Origin of the sequence: Paenibacillus hunanensis (assembly GCF_034055775.1) — a bacterium.
Taxonomy (GTDB): domain Bacteria; phylum Bacillota; class Bacilli; order Paenibacillales; family Paenibacillaceae; genus Saccharibacillus; species Saccharibacillus hunanensis.
Genome location: NZ_CP139194.1, coordinates 1,829,688 through 1,852,724, shown reverse-complemented (window position 1 = coordinate 1,852,724; position 23,037 = coordinate 1,829,688). Strand labels below are relative to the sequence as shown.

The 23,037-nt window shown below is 46.3% G+C and carries 16 protein-coding genes; 1 reads left to right on the top strand and 15 read right to left on the bottom strand.

Going from position 1 to position 23,037, the window contains the following annotated elements; translation table 11 throughout:
• Position 1: 1 nt before the first annotated feature.
• The 11 genes from prmA to SK066_RS07460 form a co-directional block, all read right to left on the bottom strand.
• The gene (gene prmA / locus SK066_RS07510; protein WP_320544224.1) at positions 2-979 is read right to left on the bottom strand and encodes a 50S ribosomal protein L11 methyltransferase; all 978 of its coding nucleotides are present in this window, start codon (positions 977-979) and stop codon (positions 2-4) included.
• A gap of 327 nt (positions 980-1,306) precedes the next feature.
• The gene (gene dnaJ, locus SK066_RS07505; protein ID WP_188776332.1) at positions 1,307-2,425 is read right to left on the bottom strand and encodes a molecular chaperone DnaJ; all 1,119 of its coding nucleotides are present in this window, start codon (positions 2,423-2,425) and stop codon (positions 1,307-1,309) included.
• Between the two features lie 251 nt (positions 2,426-2,676).
• Positions 2,677-4,512 (bottom strand): molecular chaperone DnaK, encoded by a 1,836-nt coding sequence (dnaK, locus tag SK066_RS07500; RefSeq protein WP_188776331.1) that lies wholly within the window; start codon positions 4,510-4,512, stop codon positions 2,677-2,679.
• Between the two features lie 94 nt (positions 4,513-4,606).
• Positions 4,607-5,206 (bottom strand): nucleotide exchange factor GrpE, encoded by a 600-nt coding sequence (gene grpE / locus SK066_RS07495; protein ID WP_320544223.1) that lies wholly within the window; start codon positions 5,204-5,206, stop codon positions 4,607-4,609.
• A 170-nt stretch (positions 5,207-5,376) separates the two neighbouring features.
• Positions 5,377-6,408, bottom strand: coding sequence for a heat-inducible transcriptional repressor HrcA (hrcA, locus tag SK066_RS07490; protein WP_188776329.1), 1,032 nt, complete (start codon positions 6,406-6,408; stop codon positions 5,377-5,379).
• A gap of 268 nt (positions 6,409-6,676) precedes the next feature.
• Positions 6,677-7,873: an MFS transporter gene (locus SK066_RS07485; protein ID WP_320544222.1), complete on the bottom strand. Its 1,197-nt coding sequence runs from the start codon at positions 7,871-7,873 to the stop codon at positions 6,677-6,679.
• A gap of 91 nt (positions 7,874-7,964) precedes the next feature.
• Positions 7,965-8,522 (bottom strand): MarR family winged helix-turn-helix transcriptional regulator, encoded by a 558-nt coding sequence (locus tag SK066_RS07480; RefSeq protein WP_320544221.1) that lies wholly within the window; start codon positions 8,520-8,522, stop codon positions 7,965-7,967.
• A 338-nt stretch (positions 8,523-8,860) separates the two neighbouring features.
• Complete coding sequence (locus SK066_RS07475; RefSeq protein WP_188776326.1) at positions 8,861-9,331, bottom strand: N-acetyltransferase; 471 nt, start codon at positions 9,329-9,331, stop codon at positions 8,861-8,863.
• Between the two features lie 1,482 nt (positions 9,332-10,813).
• Positions 10,814-11,995: a radical SAM family heme chaperone HemW gene (gene hemW, locus SK066_RS07470; RefSeq protein ID WP_320544220.1), complete on the bottom strand. Its 1,182-nt coding sequence runs from the start codon at positions 11,993-11,995 to the stop codon at positions 10,814-10,816.
• A 472-nt stretch (positions 11,996-12,467) separates the two neighbouring features.
• Positions 12,468-14,282 carry a translation elongation factor 4 gene (lepA, locus tag SK066_RS07465; RefSeq protein ID WP_188776324.1) on the bottom strand — a complete coding sequence of 605 codons (1,815 nt, stop codon included), beginning with the start codon at positions 14,280-14,282 and terminating at the stop codon, positions 12,468-12,470.
• A gap of 169 nt (positions 14,283-14,451) precedes the next feature.
• Positions 14,452-14,901 (bottom strand): GNAT family N-acetyltransferase, encoded by a 450-nt coding sequence (locus SK066_RS07460; protein WP_320544219.1) that lies wholly within the window; start codon positions 14,899-14,901, stop codon positions 14,452-14,454.
• A 309-nt stretch (positions 14,902-15,210) separates the two neighbouring features.
• Here SK066_RS07460 and rpsT point away from each other — a divergent pair, with 309 nt between their 5' ends.
• Entirely contained in the window at positions 15,211-15,483 is a 273-nt protein-coding gene (gene rpsT, locus SK066_RS07455) for a 30S ribosomal protein S20 (RefSeq protein ID WP_188776322.1), read from the top strand.
• 558 nt (positions 15,484-16,041) lie between these two features.
• On the opposite strand, the gene holA is transcribed toward rpsT, so the two are convergent.
• From holA to SK066_RS07435, 4 genes are all read right to left on the bottom strand, one after another.
• The gene (gene holA / locus SK066_RS07450; protein WP_320544218.1) at positions 16,042-17,061 is read right to left on the bottom strand and encodes a DNA polymerase III subunit delta; all 1,020 of its coding nucleotides are present in this window, start codon (positions 17,059-17,061) and stop codon (positions 16,042-16,044) included.
• 251 nt (positions 17,062-17,312) lie between these two features.
• Entirely contained in the window at positions 17,313-18,680 is a 1,368-nt protein-coding gene (locus SK066_RS07445) for an anti-sigma factor family protein (RefSeq protein ID WP_320544217.1), read from the bottom strand.
• A complete protein-coding gene (locus SK066_RS07440) occupies positions 18,677-19,225 on the bottom strand; it encodes an RNA polymerase sigma factor (RefSeq protein ID WP_188776319.1) in 549 nt (182 codons plus the stop codon). The genes SK066_RS07445 and SK066_RS07440 overlap by 4 nt, the downstream gene beginning before the upstream one ends.
• A gap of 555 nt (positions 19,226-19,780) precedes the next feature.
• Positions 19,781-22,648 carry a ComEC/Rec2 family competence protein gene (locus SK066_RS07435; protein ID WP_320544216.1) on the bottom strand — a complete coding sequence of 956 codons (2,868 nt, stop codon included), beginning with the start codon at positions 22,646-22,648 and terminating at the stop codon, positions 19,781-19,783.
• Between the last annotated feature and the right edge of the window lie 389 nt (positions 22,649-23,037).

The following is a 23,037-nucleotide window of genomic DNA, read 5'->3' as shown; positions in this document are numbered from 1 at the left end:
CTTACCTCTTTCTCGCCACGAAAGCGATCCAGTCTTCATCGCGATGCGCACCCTCGATCTCGAAGCCAGCAGCCTCCAATGCCTCACGTACTGCATCCTCTTTGTTCTTATAAATACCGGAAGCGATATACACGCCGCCTGGACGAAGTGCATTGTACACATCGTCGATAAATAGCAAAATAATCTCTGCCAAAATATTCGCTACGACTACCTGCACGGGCAGCGTTACATTCAGTTCATTGGAAGCTTCCTGACCATCTGCCTTCAATACAGATAGCAGATCACTTTCATGCACATGGATCAGTTCACTCAAGCCGTTGAGCTTTGTGTTCTCACGTGCGCTGGACACCGCCACCGGATCAAGGTCAAGCGCCAGTACACTTTTCGCACCCAGCTTGATTGCACCGATTGCCAGAATGCCGGAGCCTGTGCCGACATCGATCACTTCCTCGCCGCCATGAATAACCGTTTCCAGTGTACGCAGGCAGAGCGAGGTCGTTGGATGCGTACCTGTACCGAACGCCATTCCCGGATCGAGCTCGATAATCTGCTCCTGCTCGCTCTCCGGTGTGTAGTCCTCCCAGGTTGGCTTAATCGTCAGACGCTCGGATACACGTAGCGGCTTGAAATACTTTTTCCATGCATCTGCCCAATCTTCCTCATCCACTGTGCGAACCGACATCTCAGCCGCACCTGCATCAATGCCAAATTCCTTGAGCTGAGCGATACGACCTGCTACCTCTTCCGATAGTGCCGTCATATCTGTCTCCTCAGCAAAATAGCCCTGAATGACCGCTTCGCCTTCTGGAATATCGTTCAGCGGCAGCTCATACCATTGTCCATAGGAGGTGTCGCGCTCTTTGTTCAGTGTGCCGGATTCTTCAATCGTTACACCACCTGCACCTGCTTCATGCAGGAAATTGGAGATCATCTCCACCGCCTGCTCGGTTGTATGTATCGTTAATTCATGCCATAACATGATTACATTCCCCCTGATCATTGTCGGGCGATAATCAAGCCGCCCGGTTTGCATTACGCCTCATTGTACTACACATACGTATCACAGTTCAAAGCCTTCTATCACTAACGTACTAATGCGTAGCTAACTCCTTCATTCATCTATCGATATACTCCTGCCATAAGATCATGATCATGAGTCTACGAAGCATGATAGCCTCTCAGTTTACGTTTCTATTGATCGTTTCCCATCACAGAGCAAAGCCCGGCTCTATGCCAGAACCGGGCTGCTCCAGTCTTTATGTGAAATGAATGGTTTCTACATTCGCCATCCACTACCGCAAGTCAATTAATCTCCGCGAAATGCGCGCTTTACACGGTCAAAGAACGATTGCTCATTCTCATGCGTATGCTCGCCGCTTAATGAACCGAATTGACGTAGCAGATCTTTCTGATCGTCCGTCAGATTGCTTGGAGTCACGACAACGACCTTGATATGCTGGTCGCCCTGACCTGTACCACGCAGACGCGGAACCCCTTTTCCTTTCAGGCGGAAATACGTACCGGTTTGCGTACCTGCCGGAACTTTAATTTTCACCTTTTCCGTCAGGGTTGGCACTTCGATCTCATCACCAAGCGCTGCCTGAGTAAACGTAAGCGGAATCTCACAGTAAATATCATCGTCCTCACGCTGGAAGAAATCATGATCCTTCACACGGAATACGATGTACAGATCGCCTGGAGGGCCTCCGCGCATACCACCTTCACCTTCGCCGTTTACGCGCATTTGCGAACCATCGTCCACACCTGCTGGAATACGGATATGGATTTTGCGTTGCTTTTTCACGCGACCTGAGCCGCTACAGTTGCCGCATTTTTCCTCAATGATCGTACCTGTACCACCACAGTTGGAACAGCTGCGACGATTCACCATACGGCCAAATGGTGTATTTTGCACCACTTCTTCCTGACCTGAACCGTGACAAACTGTACATGTTTTCGGCTGTGTGCCTGGTTTAGCACCGCTACCGTTACACACATCACAATTTTCCGTACGGTTAATCGTGATATCTGTTTCTTTACCGAAGACCGCTTCCTTGAACTCCAGCGTCATCGTGTACTGTAGATCATTACCGCGCTGCGGTGCATTCGGATTACGTTGTCTGCCGTTACCGCCAAAGAACATATCGAAAATATCACCAAAGCCGCCACCCGAGAATCCACCGCCGCCGAAGCCGCCTTGATTCGGATCAATATGTCCATACTGATCATACTGGGCGCGTTTGGACGAATCGCTGAGTACATCATACGCTTCCTTCACTTCTTTAAACTTGGCTTCCGCATCGTCTGCCTTGTTCACGTCCGGGTGATACTGGCGTGCCAGCTTGCGGTACGCCTTTTTAATCTCATCCTCAGAGGCATCTTTGCCTAAGCCAAGAACCTCATAATAGTCGCGTTTATCTGCCATTGGTCCACCTCCACTCGCTCATTCGCGCTGACGCCTGTACCAAACTTCCGTCAGCATGCTTCATTTTTTGGTTCCGTGCTTCAACGATGCCTGTATGCTCTGCGACACTACGCAGCATGAGCATATCTAGCTCCGATCGTATGACCCACTATGCCGTTATACCATGTGGACATAAAAAATGAAAGTCAAAGCACGGGATGCCCCGGCTTTGACCTTCCCAGTTCTAAAAGTTTACATCATCCAATGATGGATTAGTCTTTTTTGTCTTCGTCTACTACTTCGTATTCAGCGTCTACAACGTTGTCGTTTTTCGGAGCGCCTTGCTCTGCTCCACCTGCTGCCTGACCTTCTGCTGCGGATTGCTCATACAGCTTCACTGCCAGCGCCTGTGCTACGGTGTTCAGCTCTTCTGTAGCTGCTTTGATCGCTTCTACATCTTCGCCTTCCAGTGTAGCTTTCAGCTTGTCTTTTGCAGCATTTGCTTTTTCGACTTCGCCTGCATCTGCTTTTTCGCCCAGATCCTTGATCGTTTTTTCCACTTGATAGATCAGTTGATCCGCACTATTTTTCACTTCAACCGTTTCTTTACGCTTACGGTCTTCCTCTGCGTGCAGCTCAGCGTCCTTCATCATGCGTTCTACTTCTTCATCGCTCAGACCGCTCGAGGAAGTGATCGTGATCTTCTGGCTCTTACCTGTACCTTTATCTGTTGCGGATACGTTAACGATACCGTTCGCATCGATGTCGAAAGTAACTTCGATTTGTGGTACGCCACGTGGTGCAGCAGGGATATCGCCCAGCATGAAGCGACCCAGTGTTTTGTTGCCAGCAGCCATTTCACGCTCACCTTGCAGGACGTGAATTTCTACGCTAGGCTGGTTATCCGCATAAGTGGAGAACACCTGGGATTTGCTTGTAGGGATTGTTGTGTTGCGCTCGATCATTTTTGTGAATACGCCACCTGCTGTCTCGATACCGAGGGACAGTGGAGTTACGTCGAGCAGAACCACGTCTTTAACATCACCAGTCAGTACGCCCGCTTGAACCGCAGCACCCAGTGCTACAACTTCGTCAGGGTTAACGCCTTTATGAGGCTCTTTACCAGTCAGCTTTTTGATCGCTTCCTGTACGGCTGGAATACGAGTGGAACCACCCACCAGAACGATTTTGTCGATCTCGCTTGCACTCAGACCGGAGTCTTGAATAGCACGACGAGTTGGTGCCAGTGTACGCTCTACCAGATCAGCGGACAGCTCTTCGAACTTCGCACGAGTCAGGTTGACCTCAAGGTGCTGAGGTACGCCGTCAACAACAGTGATGAACGGCAGGGAGATTGTTGTTGTCATCACGCCGGACAGTTCTTTTTTCGCTTTTTCAGCTGCGTCTTTCAGACGTTGTACAGCTGCTTTATCTTTGCTCAGGTCTACGCCCTGATCTTTTTTGAATTCACTTACGAGGTAATCGATGATCACCTGGTCAAAGTCGTCACCACCGAGGTGGTTGTCACCGCTAGTTGCTTTAACTTCGAAGAAGCCATCGCCCAGCTCAAGGATCGATACGTCAAATGTACCGCCACCCAGGTCATATACGAGGATCGTTTGATCTTCGGATTTCTCCAGACCGTATGCCAGTGCTGCTGCTGTTGGCTCGTTGACAATACGCAGTACTTCCAGACCTGCGATTTTACCAGCATCTTTTGTTGCTTGACGCTGACTGTCGTTGAAGTAAGCAGGTACCGTAATAACGGCTTGTGTTACTGTTTGACCGAGGTAAGCTTCTGCATCGGATTTCAGCTTTTGCAGGATCATCGCGGAGATTTCCTGTGGGCTGTAGTTTTTATCGTCGATTTGTACTTTGTAGTCTGTACCGATGTGACGCTTGATCGAGCTGATTGTACGATCCGGGTTCGTGATCGATTGACGTTTCGCTGTTTCACCAACGATACGCTCGCCGTCTTTTTTGAAGCCTACAACCGAAGGGGTTGTACGCGCGCCTTCCGGGTTAGGGATAACGACAGCCTCGCCGCCCTCCATTACTGCTACACATGAATTCGTTGTACCTAAGTCGATACCAATTACTCTGCTCATCCTTAAATATCCTCCTCATAATGTAAAGTTATTGATCATTTATAGTCGTCATTCACTTGCTACATGATTGCTATTGTGGATCATTTCGTGCAGACTAGCCGCTAACTTTAACCATAGCTGGACGCAGTACTTTATCTTTCAGCACATAGCCCTTTTGCAGCTCTTCCACAATAATACCTTCTTCATACTCTTCCGACTCTACCTGCATAACTGCTTGATGGAATTCTGGGTTGAATGGCTGACCTACCGTTTCCATCGTTGTCAGACCTGCATTTTTCAGCACATCAGACAGCTGGCGGAAGATCATATCCACGCCTTTGGAAAAGGACTCCAGCTCTGGATGCTCCGGCTTGGTCGCCATCGCACGTTCAAAATTATCGATAACCGGGATCAGCTCGGTGATGAGCTGCGCGGATGCGTATTTCGCCAGGTCTTCTTTTTCCTTCTGTGTACGGCGACGGAAGTTATCAAAGTCTGCCTGCGCACGCAAAAGGCGCTGGGTTTGCTCCTCGGCATGTGCCTGAGCGCGATCCAACTCATCCTTGCTCACGACTTGCTCCGTCGTTGGCTCGGCTGTCTCGCCACCAGCTTCTGTCTGCTCGTTATTGGCTACCGCTTCTGCAGCTTCAGTTTCTTGCACTGGAATCTGCTCCTCGGCGTTATTGTTTTCTTGAAAGGATTGCTCTTTATTCAAGATTGTTCACCTCCTTAAAATAGATGCATCGTCACGTCCACCACTGTACTCCTGCAACCCGTTTACTGGATGGCTATAAAGCACAGTGGGACGCTGTCAAAATAATCATTACCGCAACTACGGGTCGATCCAATCAGCGAATACGGCTACATTTTAGAGAGAACAATGAATTAACGATACCATTGCTTCAGAATACGGGTCATATCATGCGATAGCATATTCAGGATACCCATCACACGTGCATATTCCATTCGCGTCGGTCCTAGTATACCAATAGTACCGAGTGATTCGCCATCCAGCTCATAGGTAGCAGTGATCAAACTACAATTTTCGAATGCTTCATGCGCATTCTCTGCACCGATCCGCACCTGTATTCCCTGCGGAGCTGCTGCCTCCGTCATTAACCGGGTCAAAGTTGGCGTCTCCTCCAGTAGGTCAAGAATACTCTTCACCTTATCCATATCCCGGAATTCTGGCTGAATCAACATATTAGTCGCACCGCTCAGGAAAATCTTCTGTTCCTGCTCCTGACCGAATGCGCCATCTAACGCAGCCATCATCTCTTCATAGTGCTCAAGATGACGCTGCATTTCTTCACTAATTTCAGAGAAAATACGTGTTTTGAGTTTGTATAACGGTACTCCAATCAATCGGCTATTCAGCAGATTAACCGTCTGCTCCAGTTCGGAAGCAGACACATGATCCGGAATACGGATTTTGCGATTCTCCACCTGACCTGTGCTTGTGACCATGATTGCAATCGCGCTCTGATCCTCCAGAGGCAGTAGCTGAAAATGGCGTAACGAGGTATGAAATACCTCGGGGCCTAGCAAAATCGACGTATAATTCGTCACATGGGATAATACCATAGCTGCATGCTGCATCATCTGCTCGGCAGCGCTCAGCTGCTCGGTGAAAAAGCGTTTCAGTTCCTTCACCTCAGCAGGATTCACCGATTGCACCGGAGAAAGATGATCGACATAATAACGATATCCTTTGGTAGAAGGAATACGCCCAGCGGATGTGTGTGGTTGCTCCAGAAAGCCTAGCTCCTCCAGATCAGCCATCTCATTTCGAATCGTTGCCGGGCTATAGTTGACATCGCCACGCTTGGAGATGCTACGGGATCCGACAGGCTCTGCCGAACGAATATAATCATCCACGATTGCATTCAGAATCATTTGTTGACGCTCGGTTAACATGAGGCTCCCTCCCTTTGAGTGCCTTGCAAACAACAATCCTACAGTCTTCTGTTGCGGATCGTCTGTCCGATAAATGCTCGACCTGTATACGGCAGTAGCATTTAAAATAAAACACAACATCTTTTTCGTTAGCACTCGTTCGAGTTGAGTGCTAACGGTTAATACAAAAATACCAAATCGACGTCTTTATTGTCAAGTCGGTTTGGTATTTTTACTGTGTTCGATTTGAAATTCATCTACCTGCTCACATAGTTGTCGTAGACTGTATTTATTCCTGCTTCGGCAGACGCATGCCAAGCGTCGCCAGCAGCGCAGGCAACAGCAGCAATGCATTGCTACCCAATGCCAGCATATGACTGTGCAGCGAGATGAATTGCATCGACAAAAATGGAGCAAATGCCGTCCCAACAAATAGCACAAATGTATACAATGAGACAGCAATACCGCGCCGCTGTAACCCCAGCTGTCCTACGATTGATACAAGTGCAGGTACACTAATCGCGATACCTGCCACAGCGCATACACTGAACAGTACCAGAAGCGGTAAGGCTACCGAGACTGCCATCACAACAAGACTGAGCAGGCTTACCGTCAATCCGAGCAGCAATGTAAAGCGTGAGCTTCTTTTCTGCGAAATGATCCCAGCCAGCGGCGCACAGATCATACCGGCGATACCGGCAATTCGAATCCACAATATCGACTGCTCATCCAGTCCGTAAGCGGCATTTTGCAGCTGATGATTCAATATGGCATACATAACGATAAAAGAAGTCAGCAGTACAAACGCGACCACATAGCTCAGCACTACATTTTTCTGTAAAATAACATGCTTGATTTGCTTCATATACACATACAGATTCAGCTCGGGTTGTCCAGCCACATCCCCCGGCAAAAAGCTCCAGAGCAATAGGGCAGTTACGATATACAGACAGCCAAACAGCAAAAATAAATGATGCCAATCATCATGTGTACCGATATATCCAGCAACGACCTGACCTACAATACCTGCCAGCAAAAATCCGGTACTGACAAAGCCAATCGCTGTTACGCGACGCTGTGAAGGGAACATTGATACAATGTAGGCAAGAACAACTGGAGAAAACGTAGACGCGGTTAGTCCTTGCAGCGCTCGTAATACAATGAATAGCGGAAACTGCTGCATCAGGCTTGCCGCAAGTGTAGATAAAGCCAGACCAAGCATACCGACCAACATCACGCGTTTACGACCGTACTTATCAGCAATCGCTCCATACAGTAGACAACCACAGGCAAAACAAATCGAAAATACACTACTACTCAGAGCAGCCATAGAAGCAGACACGTGGAACTGCGATGCAAATAACGTACTCAGTGGAATCGTCATATACAAGCTGCACATGACAATCAGACCGCTCCAGGCGAGCAGCCATGTTCTCCATCTGTACTGCGTTTCATTGAGAATAACCCCGTCACTAACCATCGACATATCCATTCTCCTCTTCAATTTAGTTAGATAATCTAATCATTCATACAAAAAAATATCGTTTTCATATAAAGACGATTCGAAAATCGGCTACTCATCGACCTGAGCCTAACCGATTTTCGATCTGTTTATTGAATTTGAGCATCAGCTTATGCAGCAGCTGGCGTTCCTGTTCATCCAATCCTTCGACTAATGAAGCGCACGCTTGCCAGAATTCAGGTAACACATTATCCAATAGCTGCTTGCCTGCTGCGGTTAAATGAATATAGCTTTTGCGTCCATCGTGCTGACTTGGCTGGCGGTAAATCCAGCCCTTCTTCTCCAATCCATTTAACAAAATAGTCGCCGATGCCTTGCGTATCCCCAATCGCTGGGCAAGCTCCGATGCTGTCACATCGCGCTGACCTTCATGCAATCGAATCAGCAACAACACATCCAGCTTACTCTCACTAATGTCGTACGGCGCGAGTGCATCATCCATCACATCCAATACATGATCGCTATTCCATAACATCAATAGACCAAGCTGAGCAGCTGAAACCGACGTGTGCGTTGCGGCAGTTTGCTGGCACAGCTCATTATACGGTTCACTGCCAAGTCGCGGCAGCGATGGATCAGATGTCGTGCCATAGTTAATATGCTTGCGAACCATTGAAACTCATCCTTTGTATATATGATTAGATCATCTAACTATATTATAGAGTTTAGATTTTATTTTGCAAGTGTTGATATTACGTCTTATGTGGTTGATGCTGTTTTTAATACACTTCTTGATCCCTGCAAAAGCATTGCTTGATCTCTGTCCCCGCATACAAAAAGTCGATTGCCTCTCTCATAGCAGGCAATCGACTTTATTCTCATCTATAGATGATCTTGTAGAAAAGAGAATTCGTGTACATCCAACAGCTTTACAGCCCATACAGGCAGCTGCTGCATGCTAACTGATTCCCTCCATTCTGCATGATCAGCGCTAACGGATTCGTTTCGAAATTAAATATCCAGCACCTTCAACACAGCGATCTCATCGCAACGATCCTGCTTTGGACAATGACGGCAATCCGCCCATACCTTCTCAGGGAAAATGCTCGTCTCGACCACTTCAAAGCCGTTCTTTTTGAAAAAGGATACTTCGTACGTTAGCGCCATCACTTTACGCAATTTACGCTTCGCTGCATGCTCGATTAATGTATCGACGAGCTTAGAGCCAATTCCCTGCCCTTTATGACCTTCAGAAATACCCAGCGAGCGAATCTCGACCAGTTCTTCTCCAAGCTTGCATAGCGAGCCACAGCCTACCAGCTCACCATCAATCTCTGCCACAACAAAATGCTCTAGCTGCCGATGCAGCGCCTCACGGGAACGCGGCAACATGATACCTCGCTCAGCATAACCTGCGATTAATTGATACAATGCTTCTACATCTTCGGGTACAGCTGCTCTGCAAGTGACTACAGCATACATGAATACGTGCCTCCTCGTTGCGGCGTTGCGGATCAGTCCTAGGGTATGTTCAGGGCTCCGTCTACCTCTTCGTTTATTTGTGCAATGTTAATTTTGTAAACTCCAGATGAATTGAATAACCGACAATGTCATATCACTGTTAAATGAATACGTATAAATATACAACAAGGCAAATGAAAATTCAATAGGGTTTACGGAAAAAAATACGTTAAATTTTCGTTTGATTTTTTTACAGCTGGAACCGCGCGGTGTATGAGGAAAATATAGTTTTTTTATATTCTTTTCGGAAGTGTTTTTTCAGTTGATTTGCAGGTGTAAAGTGCCTAGTTCATGCAGATTAGAGTGTATTTTATACAGCGAGCAATTTGTTAATGGTATGCGTAGATTGTAATCTTAGGGTGGAATGGGTTGAATGATCATGAGAAGGTAGATGGGGAATTAGAATGAATGTGCAATGTGCAATGTGCAATGTGCAATGTGCAATGTGCAATGTGCAAATGAGTATGGGGTGCATCAAGCACTTCGTCAAGGAATAAGGGAACGGACTCAGGTGGAGCCGCGGGAATCTTTTGGAATGGGGAAGGAATGAAGATTCCCGCCCCTCTGAAGCAGTAAGATATTTTGCTTCGCGAAAATCATTCTTCATTGCATCGCGTGTTAGAAGACCACTAACACTATAAATCGTCCTTTTCCCTTATTTCCTTGCCTTCGTTATGTGCTTGTTGCATCATTCGTATTTAAAATAAATACATTTAAAGCTTCATCTTTAGGAGCTTTGTATATTTTGTAGTTTATGAGCTAGTTTATGAGCTAGTTTATGAGTTCTAAGATATTCTTCAGATGATTTGTTTAGTTGAATGAGCTAAAGAATATCTTAAATTTATTTATGAGGTCTCGACATTTTCTTTTATCGGTAGATTGAAAGAAAAATTGTAATTCCACATCTTCCGCATCGCTTTCAGATTGCTCAGATATAATATAATTCTTTCTTCAATAGTAACTATTTATTATGATGCAAACTCTACATGGCTTTGAGTTTGAATTTGAGGTTCGATTATTAATAATTTTTGTACATTTATTTCGAAATATTGTATCCAATGAAGTCCTAGCTATCTATAATGATGCATTGATAAAAATTGAAGCGATTGTGCCGTGTAAGTGATCGAGCGGTATATATCATCTTTACGAAGTAACACGTCTTCCTTCATTGCTTGATAGTATTACCATAATAGATCGTAAGCATTGATGTGAGTGACCACATATAAAAAAGCGTTGCTCCTGTATTAAGGAACAACGCCTGTACATCATTGCCTGCACATATTACTTTGGTGATCTTTTGTAAAATGGTCTTATCTTCAGCAACAACCCATCCCATTGTACAGTAGCATCTATTTCATAATGCTGTATGCTGGCTATACTTATGCAATCAGTCAGTATGACCAGTTCTCTTATCCTCGTACCCTCATCATGACATCCATCCGCTCAAGCGTGCTCCTGCACGAGACTACCTACGAATTCGGCGAATACATCGTTACCGAATAGTAGACCTTTTTCGCTTAGACGGTAGCCGGCTTCAGTTAGTTCCAGCAAGTCGTCACGTAGTAAACGCGTGATTTGCTTGTGGAAAACGTCATCCAGTTGCTGTCCGTCAAATTGCTTAGCAAAGCGTGCTTTGGACACGCCTTCTAGCATACGTAAGCCGACCATCATGAAGTCTTCCATCGCTTCATCGCGATCGATATCGGATGCGTCGAGTCGAGGTAAGCCGTTCGCTGCTGCTTCGTTGTATGGGTTTACGCCTTTGATGTTGATGTGGCGTTTGCCGTCTACATAGCCGTGTGCACCAGCGCCCAGACCGTAATAATCCTCATTGCGCCAGTACGTCATATTGTGACGGCTACCGAAGCCAGGCTTAGCAAAGTTACTAATCTCATATTGCTCGTAACCAGCTGCCTTCATTTTGTCCATCAACAGCAGGTACATGCCCAGCTCTACCTCCTCGTCTGGCAAAGGGAGCTGATTTTTCTGGAATAAGGTGTGGAACAAGGTGTTTTCTTCTACTTTTAAGCTATAGATCGAGTAATGCGGCAGATCTAGCTCTAGCGCGCGATCTACGCTATAAGAAAGCATATCCAGCGTCTGATTAGGCAGTCCAAACATCAGGTCGATCGACAGATTGGTCAAGCCTACCTTACGTGCATTTTCAAGGCTGCGATACACATCGTCGGTATTATGGATACGTCCGATGCCTGTGAGCAGCTCATTTTGAAAGGCTTGTACGCCGAAGCTCACGCGGTTGACACCGCCCGCCTTCATAATGGCTAGCTTATCTGCATCTGTTGTACCCGGATTAGCCTCCATCGTGAACTCGATATCGTCCGCCCAGTTCGGGAAATGACGACGCAAGCTTTGCAGGAAATATTCCATCTCTTCATTTTTCAATACAGTGGGCGTGCCCCCACCTACAAAGATCGTATCAATTACGCCCGGTGGCTTCTGTGCCACCGTATATTCCATCTCACGATCTAACGCCCGCAAATAGTCCATTACTGGCTGATCCTTTAGAACGTAAGAGTTAAAGTCACAGTAAAAGCACTTGTTCGTGCAAAACGGAATGTGTACATATATTGCACGGGGCGCGTCTGTATTTATCAGTTGATTCATGACCGGTGTCCTCCCCGTCAGTCTATTGTGAATCCAGCTTATAGCCAGAGATTATTCGTACTCCAATCTACGCTCGTCTTTCAGGTCTATCCTTTGATTGCTTGCATTCATTTCTTCAGCAAATAGCCCAGCATTCCTATTAAAAGCCTCTATCGTTTATCGTTGTGTACCGTCCAGTCTCATAATCGGCTACTGCACCGTTATCCTCTGCAACATACCAACGATAAATGGACAAAAGGGAAAGCTCTTATCCGAGCCTTCCCCTGCGCCCTCCATCTTAACATCTGATCGCTGGTACATGTCCAACGGATCAGGTATAACCTCATGAATTCTCTGCTCGCGAATGAATCACTAACAGATATCGCTTCCAGCAAATGAATCTTTATCGGATACAACCTGTACCCGGTAAAGATTCAACTGGATGACTCAGATCAAACCGTTATGAGAACATCATGGATCAAGCTATAACGCTCTATTCGTCGATACGCAGTACAGCCATAAATGCTTCCTGCGGAACCTCAACGTTACCAACCTGCTTCATACGCTTTTTACCTTCTTTTTGCTTCTCCAGCAGCTTACGCTTACGGGAGATGTCACCGCCGTAACATTTGGCAAGGACGTTTTTACGCATCGCTTTGACCGTTTCACGGGCAACTACCTTTGTACCTACTGATGCCTGGATCGGAATTTCGAACATTTGACGTGGAATCAGCTCGCGCAGCTTCTCACAGATAATGCGTCCGCGATGATATGCACGATCACGGTGAACGATAAAGGACAATGCATCCACCTGTTCACCATTAAGCAAGATATCCATTTTCGCCAGATTCGAGCGACGATAACCGGATAACTCATAGTCAAATGAAGCATATCCTTTGGTGCTGGATTTGAGTTGATCGAAGAAATCGTAAACGATCTCGGACAATGGAACCTGATACGTGATCGTTACACGCGTTGTATCCAGATACTCCATGTTGATGAACTCACCACGTTTACCCTGACACAGCTCCATTACGGTTCCTACATAGTCGTTCGGTACGATGATCGAAGCCTTCACGTATGGCTCTTCCACATACTCGATACGTCCAACTTCTGGATAGTTTGAAGGATTATCAATAACAACCTTTTCGCCATTGGTCAGTGTAACATGGTAAATAACGCTTGGTGCCGTTGTGATCAGCGGGATATTGAACTCACGCTCAATCCGCTCCTGGATCACGTCCATATGAAGGAGTCCGAGGAATCCGCAACGGAAACCAAATCCGAGTGCACTGGATGATTCTGGCTCAAAGCTGAGCGAAGCATCATTCAACTGTAGCTTTTCCAGTGCTTCACGCAGGTCAATATAATCCGATGATTCGATCGGATACAGACCGCAATACACCATCGGGTTAATTTTGCGATAACCCGGCAGTGGCTCAGCTGTTGGTCTTTTCGCATCTGTGATGGTATCACCGACACGCGTATCGCCAACGGTTTTGATACCGGCAACGATAAAACCAACATCGCCTACATTCAGCTCATCCACGATGGTCATACGCGGCATAAAGGCACCGACCTCGATAACCTCGAATTCTTTGCCTGTTGCCATCATTTTGATTTTGGAGCCTGCTTTGATCTTGCCGTCCACAATTCGGGAGTAGATAATAACACCCTTGTATGGATCATAATGCGAGTCAAAGATCAGCGCTTTCAGTGGATTGGAAGGATCACCTGTTGGTGCAGGTACCTTTTGTACGACCTGCTCCAGAATTTCCTTAATCCCAATCCCTGCTTTGGCAGATGCGAGTACAGCTTCGCTTGCATCCAGACCGATAACATCCTCTACCTCTTGCTTCACCCGTTCAGGATCAGCACTTGGCAGGTCGATTTTGTTGATAACTGGCAAAATCTCCAGATTGTTATCCAGTGCCAGATACACATTAGCCAGTGTCTGTGCTTCAATACCCTGTGCCGCATCGACAACGAGTAATGCACCTTCGCAGGCTGCCAGACTTCGAGAGACTTCATACGTAAAGTCGACGTGTCCCGGTGTATCGATCAGATTGAGCAGATACTCCTCACCATCATCGGCTTTGTATGTCAAACGAACCGCCTGTAGTTTAATTGTAATTCCGCGCTCACGTTCGAGCTCCATCTGATCGAGCACCTGTTCCTGCATCTCACGTGAAGTGAGCGCCCCTGTGTACTCTAGAATGCGGTCAGCCAGTGTAGACTTCCCGTGGTCAATATGCGCAATAATCGAGAAATTGCGGATCTTCTTCTGTCTTGCTGAAATATCAGTCATGCCTTACCCCCAACATAAGCCTGAAATATAATGCTGATGGTCCGGTCCTGTGTGAAAGGTTAACCATTCCCATTAATCAATTCATTATAGCAGTTGGTCGTTGACCCAGCAATCCCATTAGAAGAAGGAAATATAGTCGTTCATACTCTCTATTGCTTCAAAAGCCGAATTACACCTCACGAATCATCCACACATGCTCAATTCCATCCTCCATAAAAGGAACAGAAAAGATGCGATACCCTAGCTTTTCATAAAATGGTGCCGCCTGGGTCTGCCCGTGTAGCTGAAAGTGCCGTAGCCCTTGCTCTACTGCCAGCTGCTCCAGTCCACCAATCAGGAGTCGTCCCAGTCCATATTGGCGAAACTCAGGTAATAGGCAAATACGTTCCAGCTTCGCCGTGCCATCTACCAGACGCCAGCGCCCTGTACCGGCAGGCTGTCCGTTATAATAAACAAGAATATGGGTACAGTCTGCATCCAGATGATCATGAGCATCAAATTCATCCTCCAGCGGTACTCCCTGTTCGTCGACAAACACACGCGTTCGAATATCTTTTATAAGCTCAAGCTGTTCGATCGTAGTCACATGCTTTAGTTCAGTTCCGGTTGTTGGGTTCATCCTATTCTTCCTTTCATATTCATGAGCTATACAATACTGACCTATCATCACAAATATAGAAATCTAGAAATATTGTAAATATAGCAATCTAGAAATAATATTATCTTATGTCAATTTTGTTGCAAATACAACATAAAACACAATCGAATTATATATCCATCTGCGCTACGATGCGCAATTGAAGCCTTTGAAGCTTCTAAGTAGAAACGAACAGCAATTTATATTGCAAAAGTGAATATAACATGATAATATATTTAGAGTTGTGAGTCTTAACGATGATTCGTATATGCTTTACAGGAGGTGAATGTAATGCCTAACATTAAATCCGCGGTAAAACGTGTGAAAACTAGCGAAAAGCGTCGTGCGCTGAACGCAGCTCAAAAGTCCGCTCTGCGTACTAGCGTAAAAGCTGCTGATTCTGCACTCGTGAATAGCGATGTTGATGCTGCTAAAACAGCAGTTGCTGCTGCTTCCAAAAGCCTGGATAAAGCTGTAACTAAAGGTCACATCCACAAAAACGCAGCAGCCCGTAAAAAATCCCGTCTGGCTAAGAAACTGAATGCACTTTCCAGCCAAGCGTAATGCTGCTTTTTCCATAAACCCCTGATCGGCTCTGCCGGTGAGGGGTTTATTTTGTGTATATACATTTGTGCATACATATAGGATATATCGTTTGATAATGGACTGAGGGTGCTAAAGCAGCAGTTGCAGCATTTCAAGCACAGTCACATTTTAATCATTTATTTTCTGCGCCTTACCTTTTCTTGTCCTCTATTTCGAGTATTCGCTGTTTTACCGTCTGGCTAAGAAACTGAATGCACTTTCCAGCCAAATGTAATTAATGTGTTATCATATAATGTTTCATCATCATTTAACGAACAGTCTTATTATTTTATTTCCTAAAAGCAATGAAGCTGGCAAGACGAAGCAAAAAGCCTGCAAAGTAGATAACACCACGATGATCCTACTCGTGCGTCCTCTACGATACAGGCTTTTTTATTTATGCAGAATCTATTGATACCATAACATCATCGACTATGCTATCTAAGCACGTCGCTATCCCTTCTACATATATAACCTTGCATGGTTGTCTAACAGATATATTTATTTATGCGGTATATCGCTATCTGTTTACGCCTCTTATGCTCCAAGACGAAGCAAAAACATTTCCAATCCCAGTACCTTATCGATGGCTCCCGTCTTCATCTGGTAATCCAAGCGTGCCAGATGCGCGAGAATCGAGCGTAGCTTTGTTGCCTCGAATCGGCGTGCTTGCTCGCCGGCAATTTTAACTGCATACGGATGCAGACTTAGCTGTGAAGCGATCTGCTGCTGGGAATAGTTCTGACCTGCCAGCTCCTTCACCTGTAGCATAATACGGAATTGCCTAGCGATGAGCGCTGCAATTTTGATCGGTTCCTCTCGTTGCTTGAGCAGATCGTAAAAGATCGTTAGTGCTTTTTCTAGTCTTACTGCCGCAATCTGTTCGACCAGAATGAATACATTTTGCTCTGTGCTGCGTGCAACGAGCTTTTCAACATCCTGCTCTGTGATTGTACCGCCGCGTCCGGCATGCAGACAGAGCTTATCCATCTCTGCGGATAAAATACCCAGTGTCGTGCCTGCCGCCTGTACAAGTGCCTCTGCTGCCGATTTGGAGCATTCACACTCCTGCTTTTTGGCATGACGAATCAGCCATGTTAACAGCTCATCTGCATTCATCGGCTGGAAAGGAAGTAGACAGGCTTTATTTTTCAGTGCCTTTACAATCTTCTTCCGCTCGTCCAGTTTTTCTGCGTTAACCCAAAACAATAAAATGGAATAATCGACCGGCTCATCCATATAACGTAGCAACGCTTCGGTACGATGCTCGATCTTCCCATTGTCCTTGCCTGCTGCCAGTACAGAGGAATCGCGGATAATGATGACCTTACGTGGCACCATAAACGGAATCTCTTCTGCATCCTCCAGCACTGTCTCCAGCGGCGTCTCCGACAAATCGTAACGCGCAAGGGCAAAGTCGCGATGCTCCGGTTCGATCAGATGTTGAATCGCAAAGTCAACGAATTCATTAATTCTGTATTTTTCTGCGCCATAGCATACATAGATCGACGCGGGATTGTTATTTTGAATGTCCTTACTGGCTGCTTTTAAATCCATACCGTGTTCCTCCTGACTTCAATATATTCATTGTAACGGAAAATAGAGAAGCCGAACAGTAGCGCAACGAACAGCAAAGGACTTCCCAAGTGAATTCACTCAGAAAGTCCTCTGCTTCAGCAATTCGCTGTATTTTGTTGGATGAACCGGATGCCAGAAACACACAGTCACTGGTGCTGCTCTGGCTTCAAACACGTTCATTCGTTTCCATACCGTTACAGGTTCCCTGGAACGTCTAAGCACTGCGAAGCTTAGTTGCCCACTGTAATCTTGTACGTTTTGTTAATGCCATTTTCGTTCACCTGATACGTAAATTCCTTGCCGTCGTCAGACCATTTGCCAGCGATCCACGTTCCCTTTAACGGGATAGAAGATACGACACTACGACCATTAACGTTATCGGCAGCAATACTATCCAGACGAAGTGTGTTGTTCGTTGTCAGAACTACAGTGTAATCCTGAGACGGTGATTTCCATTCCTGCTCTGTCTTCGTCGAGTTCACACTTGCTGAGCCAGCGCCTGTACTATTCGTACCCGTCGAGCCTGGAGTGGATGGTGAATCCGTTGATGGTGTGCCTGTTCCGGAAGCTGGTGGCGTAGTTTCCGGTGCAAGCTGATTCGATTGACCCCCTGGCGGCGCCAGTGTCGAAGAATCGGTAGAGCCAGTCGCTTCACCTGAATTCGTAGCTTCAGGATTGTCTGTACCCGATTCCTGTGTAGTCAACGAGCGTGCTTTGTCTGAACCATCCGTACCCGAGTTGGCAGCAGAAGATCCTTTATCTGTCTGCTTCTCTGGAGTAGTACCCGCTGTATTACCCTTGTCTGTAGTAGACTTGCCGCTATCCGTCGTTGATGGAACACCGCCACGGTTACCCGAAGCTGGTGCTTGCTGCTTAGTATCACTACTGTTCGACTCACTTTGCGGAGGAGTCGTCTTCGTACTGTTCTCCTGCTGCTGATTCGATTTGGTGCTATCAGTGCTAGGAGTATCTGTCGATTTGTTTCCGTCAGAAGGCTCATTGGATGAACTTTCTGCGTCCGTTGCATTGGACGGGTCTTTTTTGGTATCCTGCGACTTGCCGGTAGGGTCCGAAGCTTTAGGTGAAGAACTTTGTTCAGGATTCGTAGTTGGGCTATCTTTTTGACCGATGCTGCCTGTCTCGTTATAACGATAAGGCGAAACTTCCGGCCCTGCGTCAGTAAGCGTCTTAGGCTCATAGCTGGCAATGGAAATACCGAGCACAACACCTGCTGCGACGATCCCCCCGATCGTGCGCACAGGCAATCGATCACGCCAGTTACCACGCTGACGGCGACGTTCAGCCACTTCATCGATCTCAGGCTTCTGCTTTTCCATGATGCCGATCTCAGCTGCACTATCCGTACGGCGCTGAGCATCCAGCTCATCCAGCTGAGGCAAGATGGCATCGACAAGGCTGTATCTCGGCTTCACATCCGGCAGCTTTTCCAGACGCAGCGATAATGCGGTCATGATGCGAAAAGTTTCGGCTGCATCCGGGTGCTCATCCATATAGCGGAACAACTCCTTGGTATCTTCTCCATTCAAGTCCCCGTCCAAATAGCGGCTCATCCATTCTTCCGCTACTTCACGTTTCATCCAATCAATCCTCCTTTCTCATAGTCTGCTAGCAGACTTTGTAGTTGTTGGCGGGCGCGAAATAAATACGATTTGACTGTGTTCAAAGGTAAATCCAGGCAGTCCGCGATTTCATTGTAGGAAAGATCCTGAATATAGCGCAGTACAATCACGGTGCGATGGTGCTCGGGTAGCTGGTTAATAGCCTCCCTTACATCACTGGAGGTATATGCCCGCATAACCTCGTGCTCCACATCATCGTGACCTTCAAACACCATCTCGTGCTCCTCAATCGAAACCGTCGGTTTATTGCGACGGAATTTATCAATACAGATGTTCGTAACGATCCGCTGCACCCAGGTCTTAAATTGAGCTTTTTCTTCGTAGGAACCAATTTTGGTATAGATGCGAATTAACGCTTCCTGAGCCGCATCCAGAGCATCTTGTTCATTGTTCAAAATGTAGTAAGCTGTTTTGTACACATGATGTTCTATCTCTCTTAATAGGGTGATTAGAGCATCCCGGTCTCCCTCTTGGGCGGCCTTGATGAGTCCCTGCTCCACCACGGAGGATCCCCCTCTCCTTACAACCTCTAGACGCAAGACACGTCCCGATTGTTGCAGTGTTTGTTAAATTAATTTCATTTTGTTGCTTAAATTCGGAAAGTGCAGTAAAAAGCTTTACAAACACTTACCCTATGTAGAAATCATACGAATCCGGGATGCTTTTGGACTACTCTGCGGGCGACATCGAGCCGGGTCATATGCGAAAACAAATCATAGCTGTACTTAGGATACCAAAATCCGCGGTATCCGTCATCTTCTGGCTCGCTTGCTTCTAATATACGCACGCGTATACGCACGCGCTATGTGGTTGTTTTGTATATTGTTATCGATTCATATACGATATTGAACTATATTCAGTTCTTATTTTCCATCTCTGTATTCATCTTATATACCATCGATATTGTGTTTTGCTATAGGGATACGTTTATTACGGTAAACACACTTTTATTTCTGTAAAACACACTTTTAGCGCTATAAACACATTTTGTAAAAACGCATTTGAACATGCGCACACAATAAAAAAATACGCACAATCAAATAAAGTGAATCGAAAAATTATTGGGCTGGCATCTTTCCCTCAAGCATAGAGCGCACACTCATATGTCCGGAAGCATCAATACGAATCTGAATCTCGCCTTGCTGATCTGTGCGTGCAATCGTTGAGTGTACAGCAGCTAGACGATCCAGCACTTCCTGCTTGGGGTGACCATAGCGATTATTTACACCTGCTGAGATCACAGATAGCTGTGGCTGCCAATAGGCAAGCCACTCGGCTGAAGTAGAAGTTTTGCTGCCATGATGTCCGACTTTTAATACATCGATCGGCATCGCTAAGGTGGGCAACTGTAATTCATTCAAGATCGATTGCTCCTCAGTTGTATCTGCATCTCCAGTGAATAAAATATGCCTTCCATTTAATGTAAGCATAAATACCAGCGAATACAGATTCTGGTTCTCACGCACAGGTAATGGAGCGGCTAGCATAGCTTGCTGCTGAGTCATAGTAGCCGTTCCATTACCTTTTTTTATCGCTGTAGAGCTCGTCCATGCTGCCGATTGCGAAGATGACGCAGCCGGTGCTAAAAAGTCGAGACGGGTGGCTGAATCTGGCTGCATACTCATCCCTGCTACAGGCGCGTACATCGGAATCTTTTTGTCCAGTAGCAGCCGAATCATCTCATCCCGTTGGTGATTGTCTGGCATCGTTCCATTGAATAAAAATTGACGCACAGGTATCGCCTCGATAATGGCTTGCAGTCCACCTACGTGATCCTGATCCCAGTGCGTGGCGATCACCGCATCAAGCTCGTGTACTCCGCGCTTTTTCAGCAAAGGCACAAGTAGCTTATTGCCCACTTCATACGGTTGCTTACGCTGCCGCCATTCCTGACCCGATTGCCGAAAATTCACTGTCCCACCGCCATCCACCAAAATATGCTTGCCTGCTGGTGTCGTGATCAGAATACTATCACCCTGTCCGATATCTAGAAATTGCACTATTCCGTCTCTACCATAATGCGGCGAATGATACCAGCTCCCGAGTAATAGCACAATCCCCATTAATATCACAGGCAACAATACCAATCGATGCCGCGTCCAACCGATGCGCCAATGCAGTCCACGTCTAACATACAATTTGCAAAATGAGATCGATGGCTGATCCGATTGCTTCTGAGTTATCTGAGCAGTGGTAGAAAAAGGCTGAAATGTAGCAGGACGCAGGCGTCTGGAGGTAGAAGTATACATCGGATCATCCTTATGCTGCTCCAACCATTGCTGTATATCTCGCATCCACCGCAGTGCCGCATATAAAAAACCATAATAGCTGAGCATCAACCAGAGACCGGGCGAGGCCCAGATTGTTAACATGCCTGGTAGTGAATCCAATAGGTCAACCAACCAGAAGCACCATGTATTGAGCCATGACACACAGCTTCCTAGCCATACACCAGCAGGCAGCCACATATAGCTCAGAACAAGTGCTAACGACCCGATGGGTAGAACCAGTAAGCCTGATACCGGCACAAGCAGAAAGTTAGCGAGAAAAGACAGCAAAGAAAACTGATTAAAATAATAAATCGTCAATGGAAACGAAATAAGCTGCGCTACCAGCGTTACCGCAATAGCTGAACGAATACGAGCAGGTAGCTTTACAAGTAATGCACTTAGTAGTGGGACATAAATAATCAGCCCAGCCGTTACAGCAAAGGATAACTGGAAGCTCACATCCAGCAAATAATACGGCTCATACACTAGCATCATCCAGCCCACCAGGCATAAAATATGTAATCCATCCTTTAACAGCCCACGACTTGCTAAATATAATCCAATCATGCCCATTAATCCGGCACGAATAGCAGACGGAGATGCCCCTGTTAACAGGACATAGAATGGCAATACTATCATGACGATTAGACATGCGCTTTCCTTCGTTAGCCCAATTCTTCGCAATAACCATAACAACAACCCGACATAGATCGCAATATGCAAACCAGAGATTGCTAAAATATGAGTCAAGCCAAGTCGTGAAAAGGCGGCAAATGACTCCGGATCAATATCATCGGTATCTCCGATGAGCAGACCCTTCATATAGCCTTGATCTACTGCCCAAAAGATTTGTGCGATCTGCCTGCCTAACTGCTTGCGTACATGATCATTCCAGCGTAGCAGCATTCCTTTTGTCTTCGACCATAGTGACAAGGATAGCTCCTGTGCGCGTAACGAATCGGCTCCACTTGCTTCCAGCATCCAGTGAATATGCTGCTTACGCAAATATTGCGCATAATCGAACGTCCCAAAATTACGCGCTACTCCTGGTTCTTTCCAGCTTCCCTTTACAGCAATCTGATCTCCACGCTGCCATACATACGCACGCTGGAGTTCTTCTTCGTGTGCTAGCTTGAGTTGAATCATAATGGTTTCGCTCTCAGGTAAACTAATGGAGGCTTCGCTATGATCGAGTGAATGGGTCATAGCGTCCTCCGCTACTACCGACTCAAATGGCTGTAATCGATACACCTCTAACGGAAAGCGAACTCGATCTCCATCAATATCGATATCACCTGCAATTACGCCTGTGGCTTCTATTTGCTGCCCGATCAGATCAGCGCTAGACTCATGAAGAATAGTGGGAAGCTGACTGATATTGCGTGCATCGTTCCAATGCCAGTAGGCAGCTGCGAGGATAAAAACCGCCATAACAAGAAGTATAGCGCGCATCTTAATGGCAGGCGTTCCAGTAAAAGAAGCTTTTCGTTGAGTACGCATCGCTAACCATATCATCGTCATACCTAATCCGGTCAAAATGATTAGTCCCCACCAGACCAACCAGAATGTGCTGCTTGGCAATAAAGCTGCACAGGCATTGCCTGCCATCCATGCTATACATAGAACAACAAGTGGACGTGTTTGCATCATCGTCATAATGGTACACTCGCTGAGATGAAGTTATCCTTTTCGTTTCGATATATACTGTGCATTGTGAATGTGTTCCTTTCCATTTGTCCGTATTCAGCGTTGTGATCATGTGGCTTTTCTCGGCATTGCCATTGAGTTATGATTCATTGCGATTCGTTATAATTCGTTGCGAATAAATGGACAGTTCAAATGTTCAAGCTAAACTTCTATTGGACAGGTGCGGTTCCTTTATGATTGAGCCAGAAGGAATAGGCGATATTAGCCTCCAGTTTGGATAGGTATACATATCGGTTTGTTAACAGACAGGCAAGAAAAACACAAAAAAACCGTCATTCCTGCGCAATCGGTGCTTCGTAGCACACGAATAGCATGTTGAAATAACGGTTCTTCCATTA

Bases quoted from the DNA above. Each gene is read 5' to 3' on its own strand.
- lepA (WP_188776324.1), bottom strand. From the start codon at position 14,282: ATGACTGATATTTCAGCAAGACAGAAGAAGATCCGCAATTTCTCGATT.
- hrcA (WP_188776329.1), bottom strand. From the start codon at position 6,408: ATGTTAACCGAGCGTCAACAAATGATTCTGAATGCAATCGTGGATGAT.
- SK066_RS07485 (WP_320544222.1), bottom strand. From the start codon at position 7,873: ATGTCGATGGTTAGTGACGGGGTTATTCTCAATGAAACGCAGTACAGA.
- dnaK (WP_188776331.1), bottom strand. From the start codon at position 4,512: ATGAGCAGAGTAATTGGTATCGACTTAGGTACAACGAATTCATGTGTA.
- SK066_RS07445 (WP_320544217.1), bottom strand. From the start codon at position 18,680: ATGAAACGTGAAGTAGCGGAAGAATGGATGAGCCGCTATTTGGACGGG.
- SK066_RS07435 (WP_320544216.1), bottom strand. From the start codon at position 22,648: ATGACGATGATGCAAACACGTCCACTTGTTGTTCTATGTATAGCATGG.
- SK066_RS07475 (WP_188776326.1), bottom strand. From the start codon at position 9,331: ATGTATGCTGTAGTCACTTGCAGAGCAGCTGTACCCGAAGATGTAGAA.
- dnaJ (WP_188776332.1), bottom strand. From the start codon at position 2,425: ATGGCAGATAAACGCGACTATTATGAGGTTCTTGGCTTAGGCAAAGAT.
- hemW (WP_320544220.1), bottom strand. From the start codon at position 11,995: ATGAATCAACTGATAAATACAGACGCGCCCCGTGCAATATATGTACAC.
- rpsT (WP_188776322.1), top strand. From the start codon at position 15,211: ATGCCTAACATTAAATCCGCGGTAAAACGTGTGAAAACTAGCGAAAAG.
- prmA (WP_320544224.1), bottom strand. From the start codon at position 979: ATGTTATGGCATGAATTAACGATACATACAACCGAGCAGGCGGTGGAG.
- SK066_RS07460 (WP_320544219.1), bottom strand. From the start codon at position 14,901: ATGAACCCAACAACCGGAACTGAACTAAAGCATGTGACTACGATCGAA.
- SK066_RS07480 (WP_320544221.1), bottom strand. From the start codon at position 8,522: ATGGTTCGCAAGCATATTAACTATGGCACGACATCTGATCCATCGCTG.
- holA (WP_320544218.1), bottom strand. From the start codon at position 17,061: ATGGATTTAAAAGCAGCCAGTAAGGACATTCAAAATAACAATCCCGCG.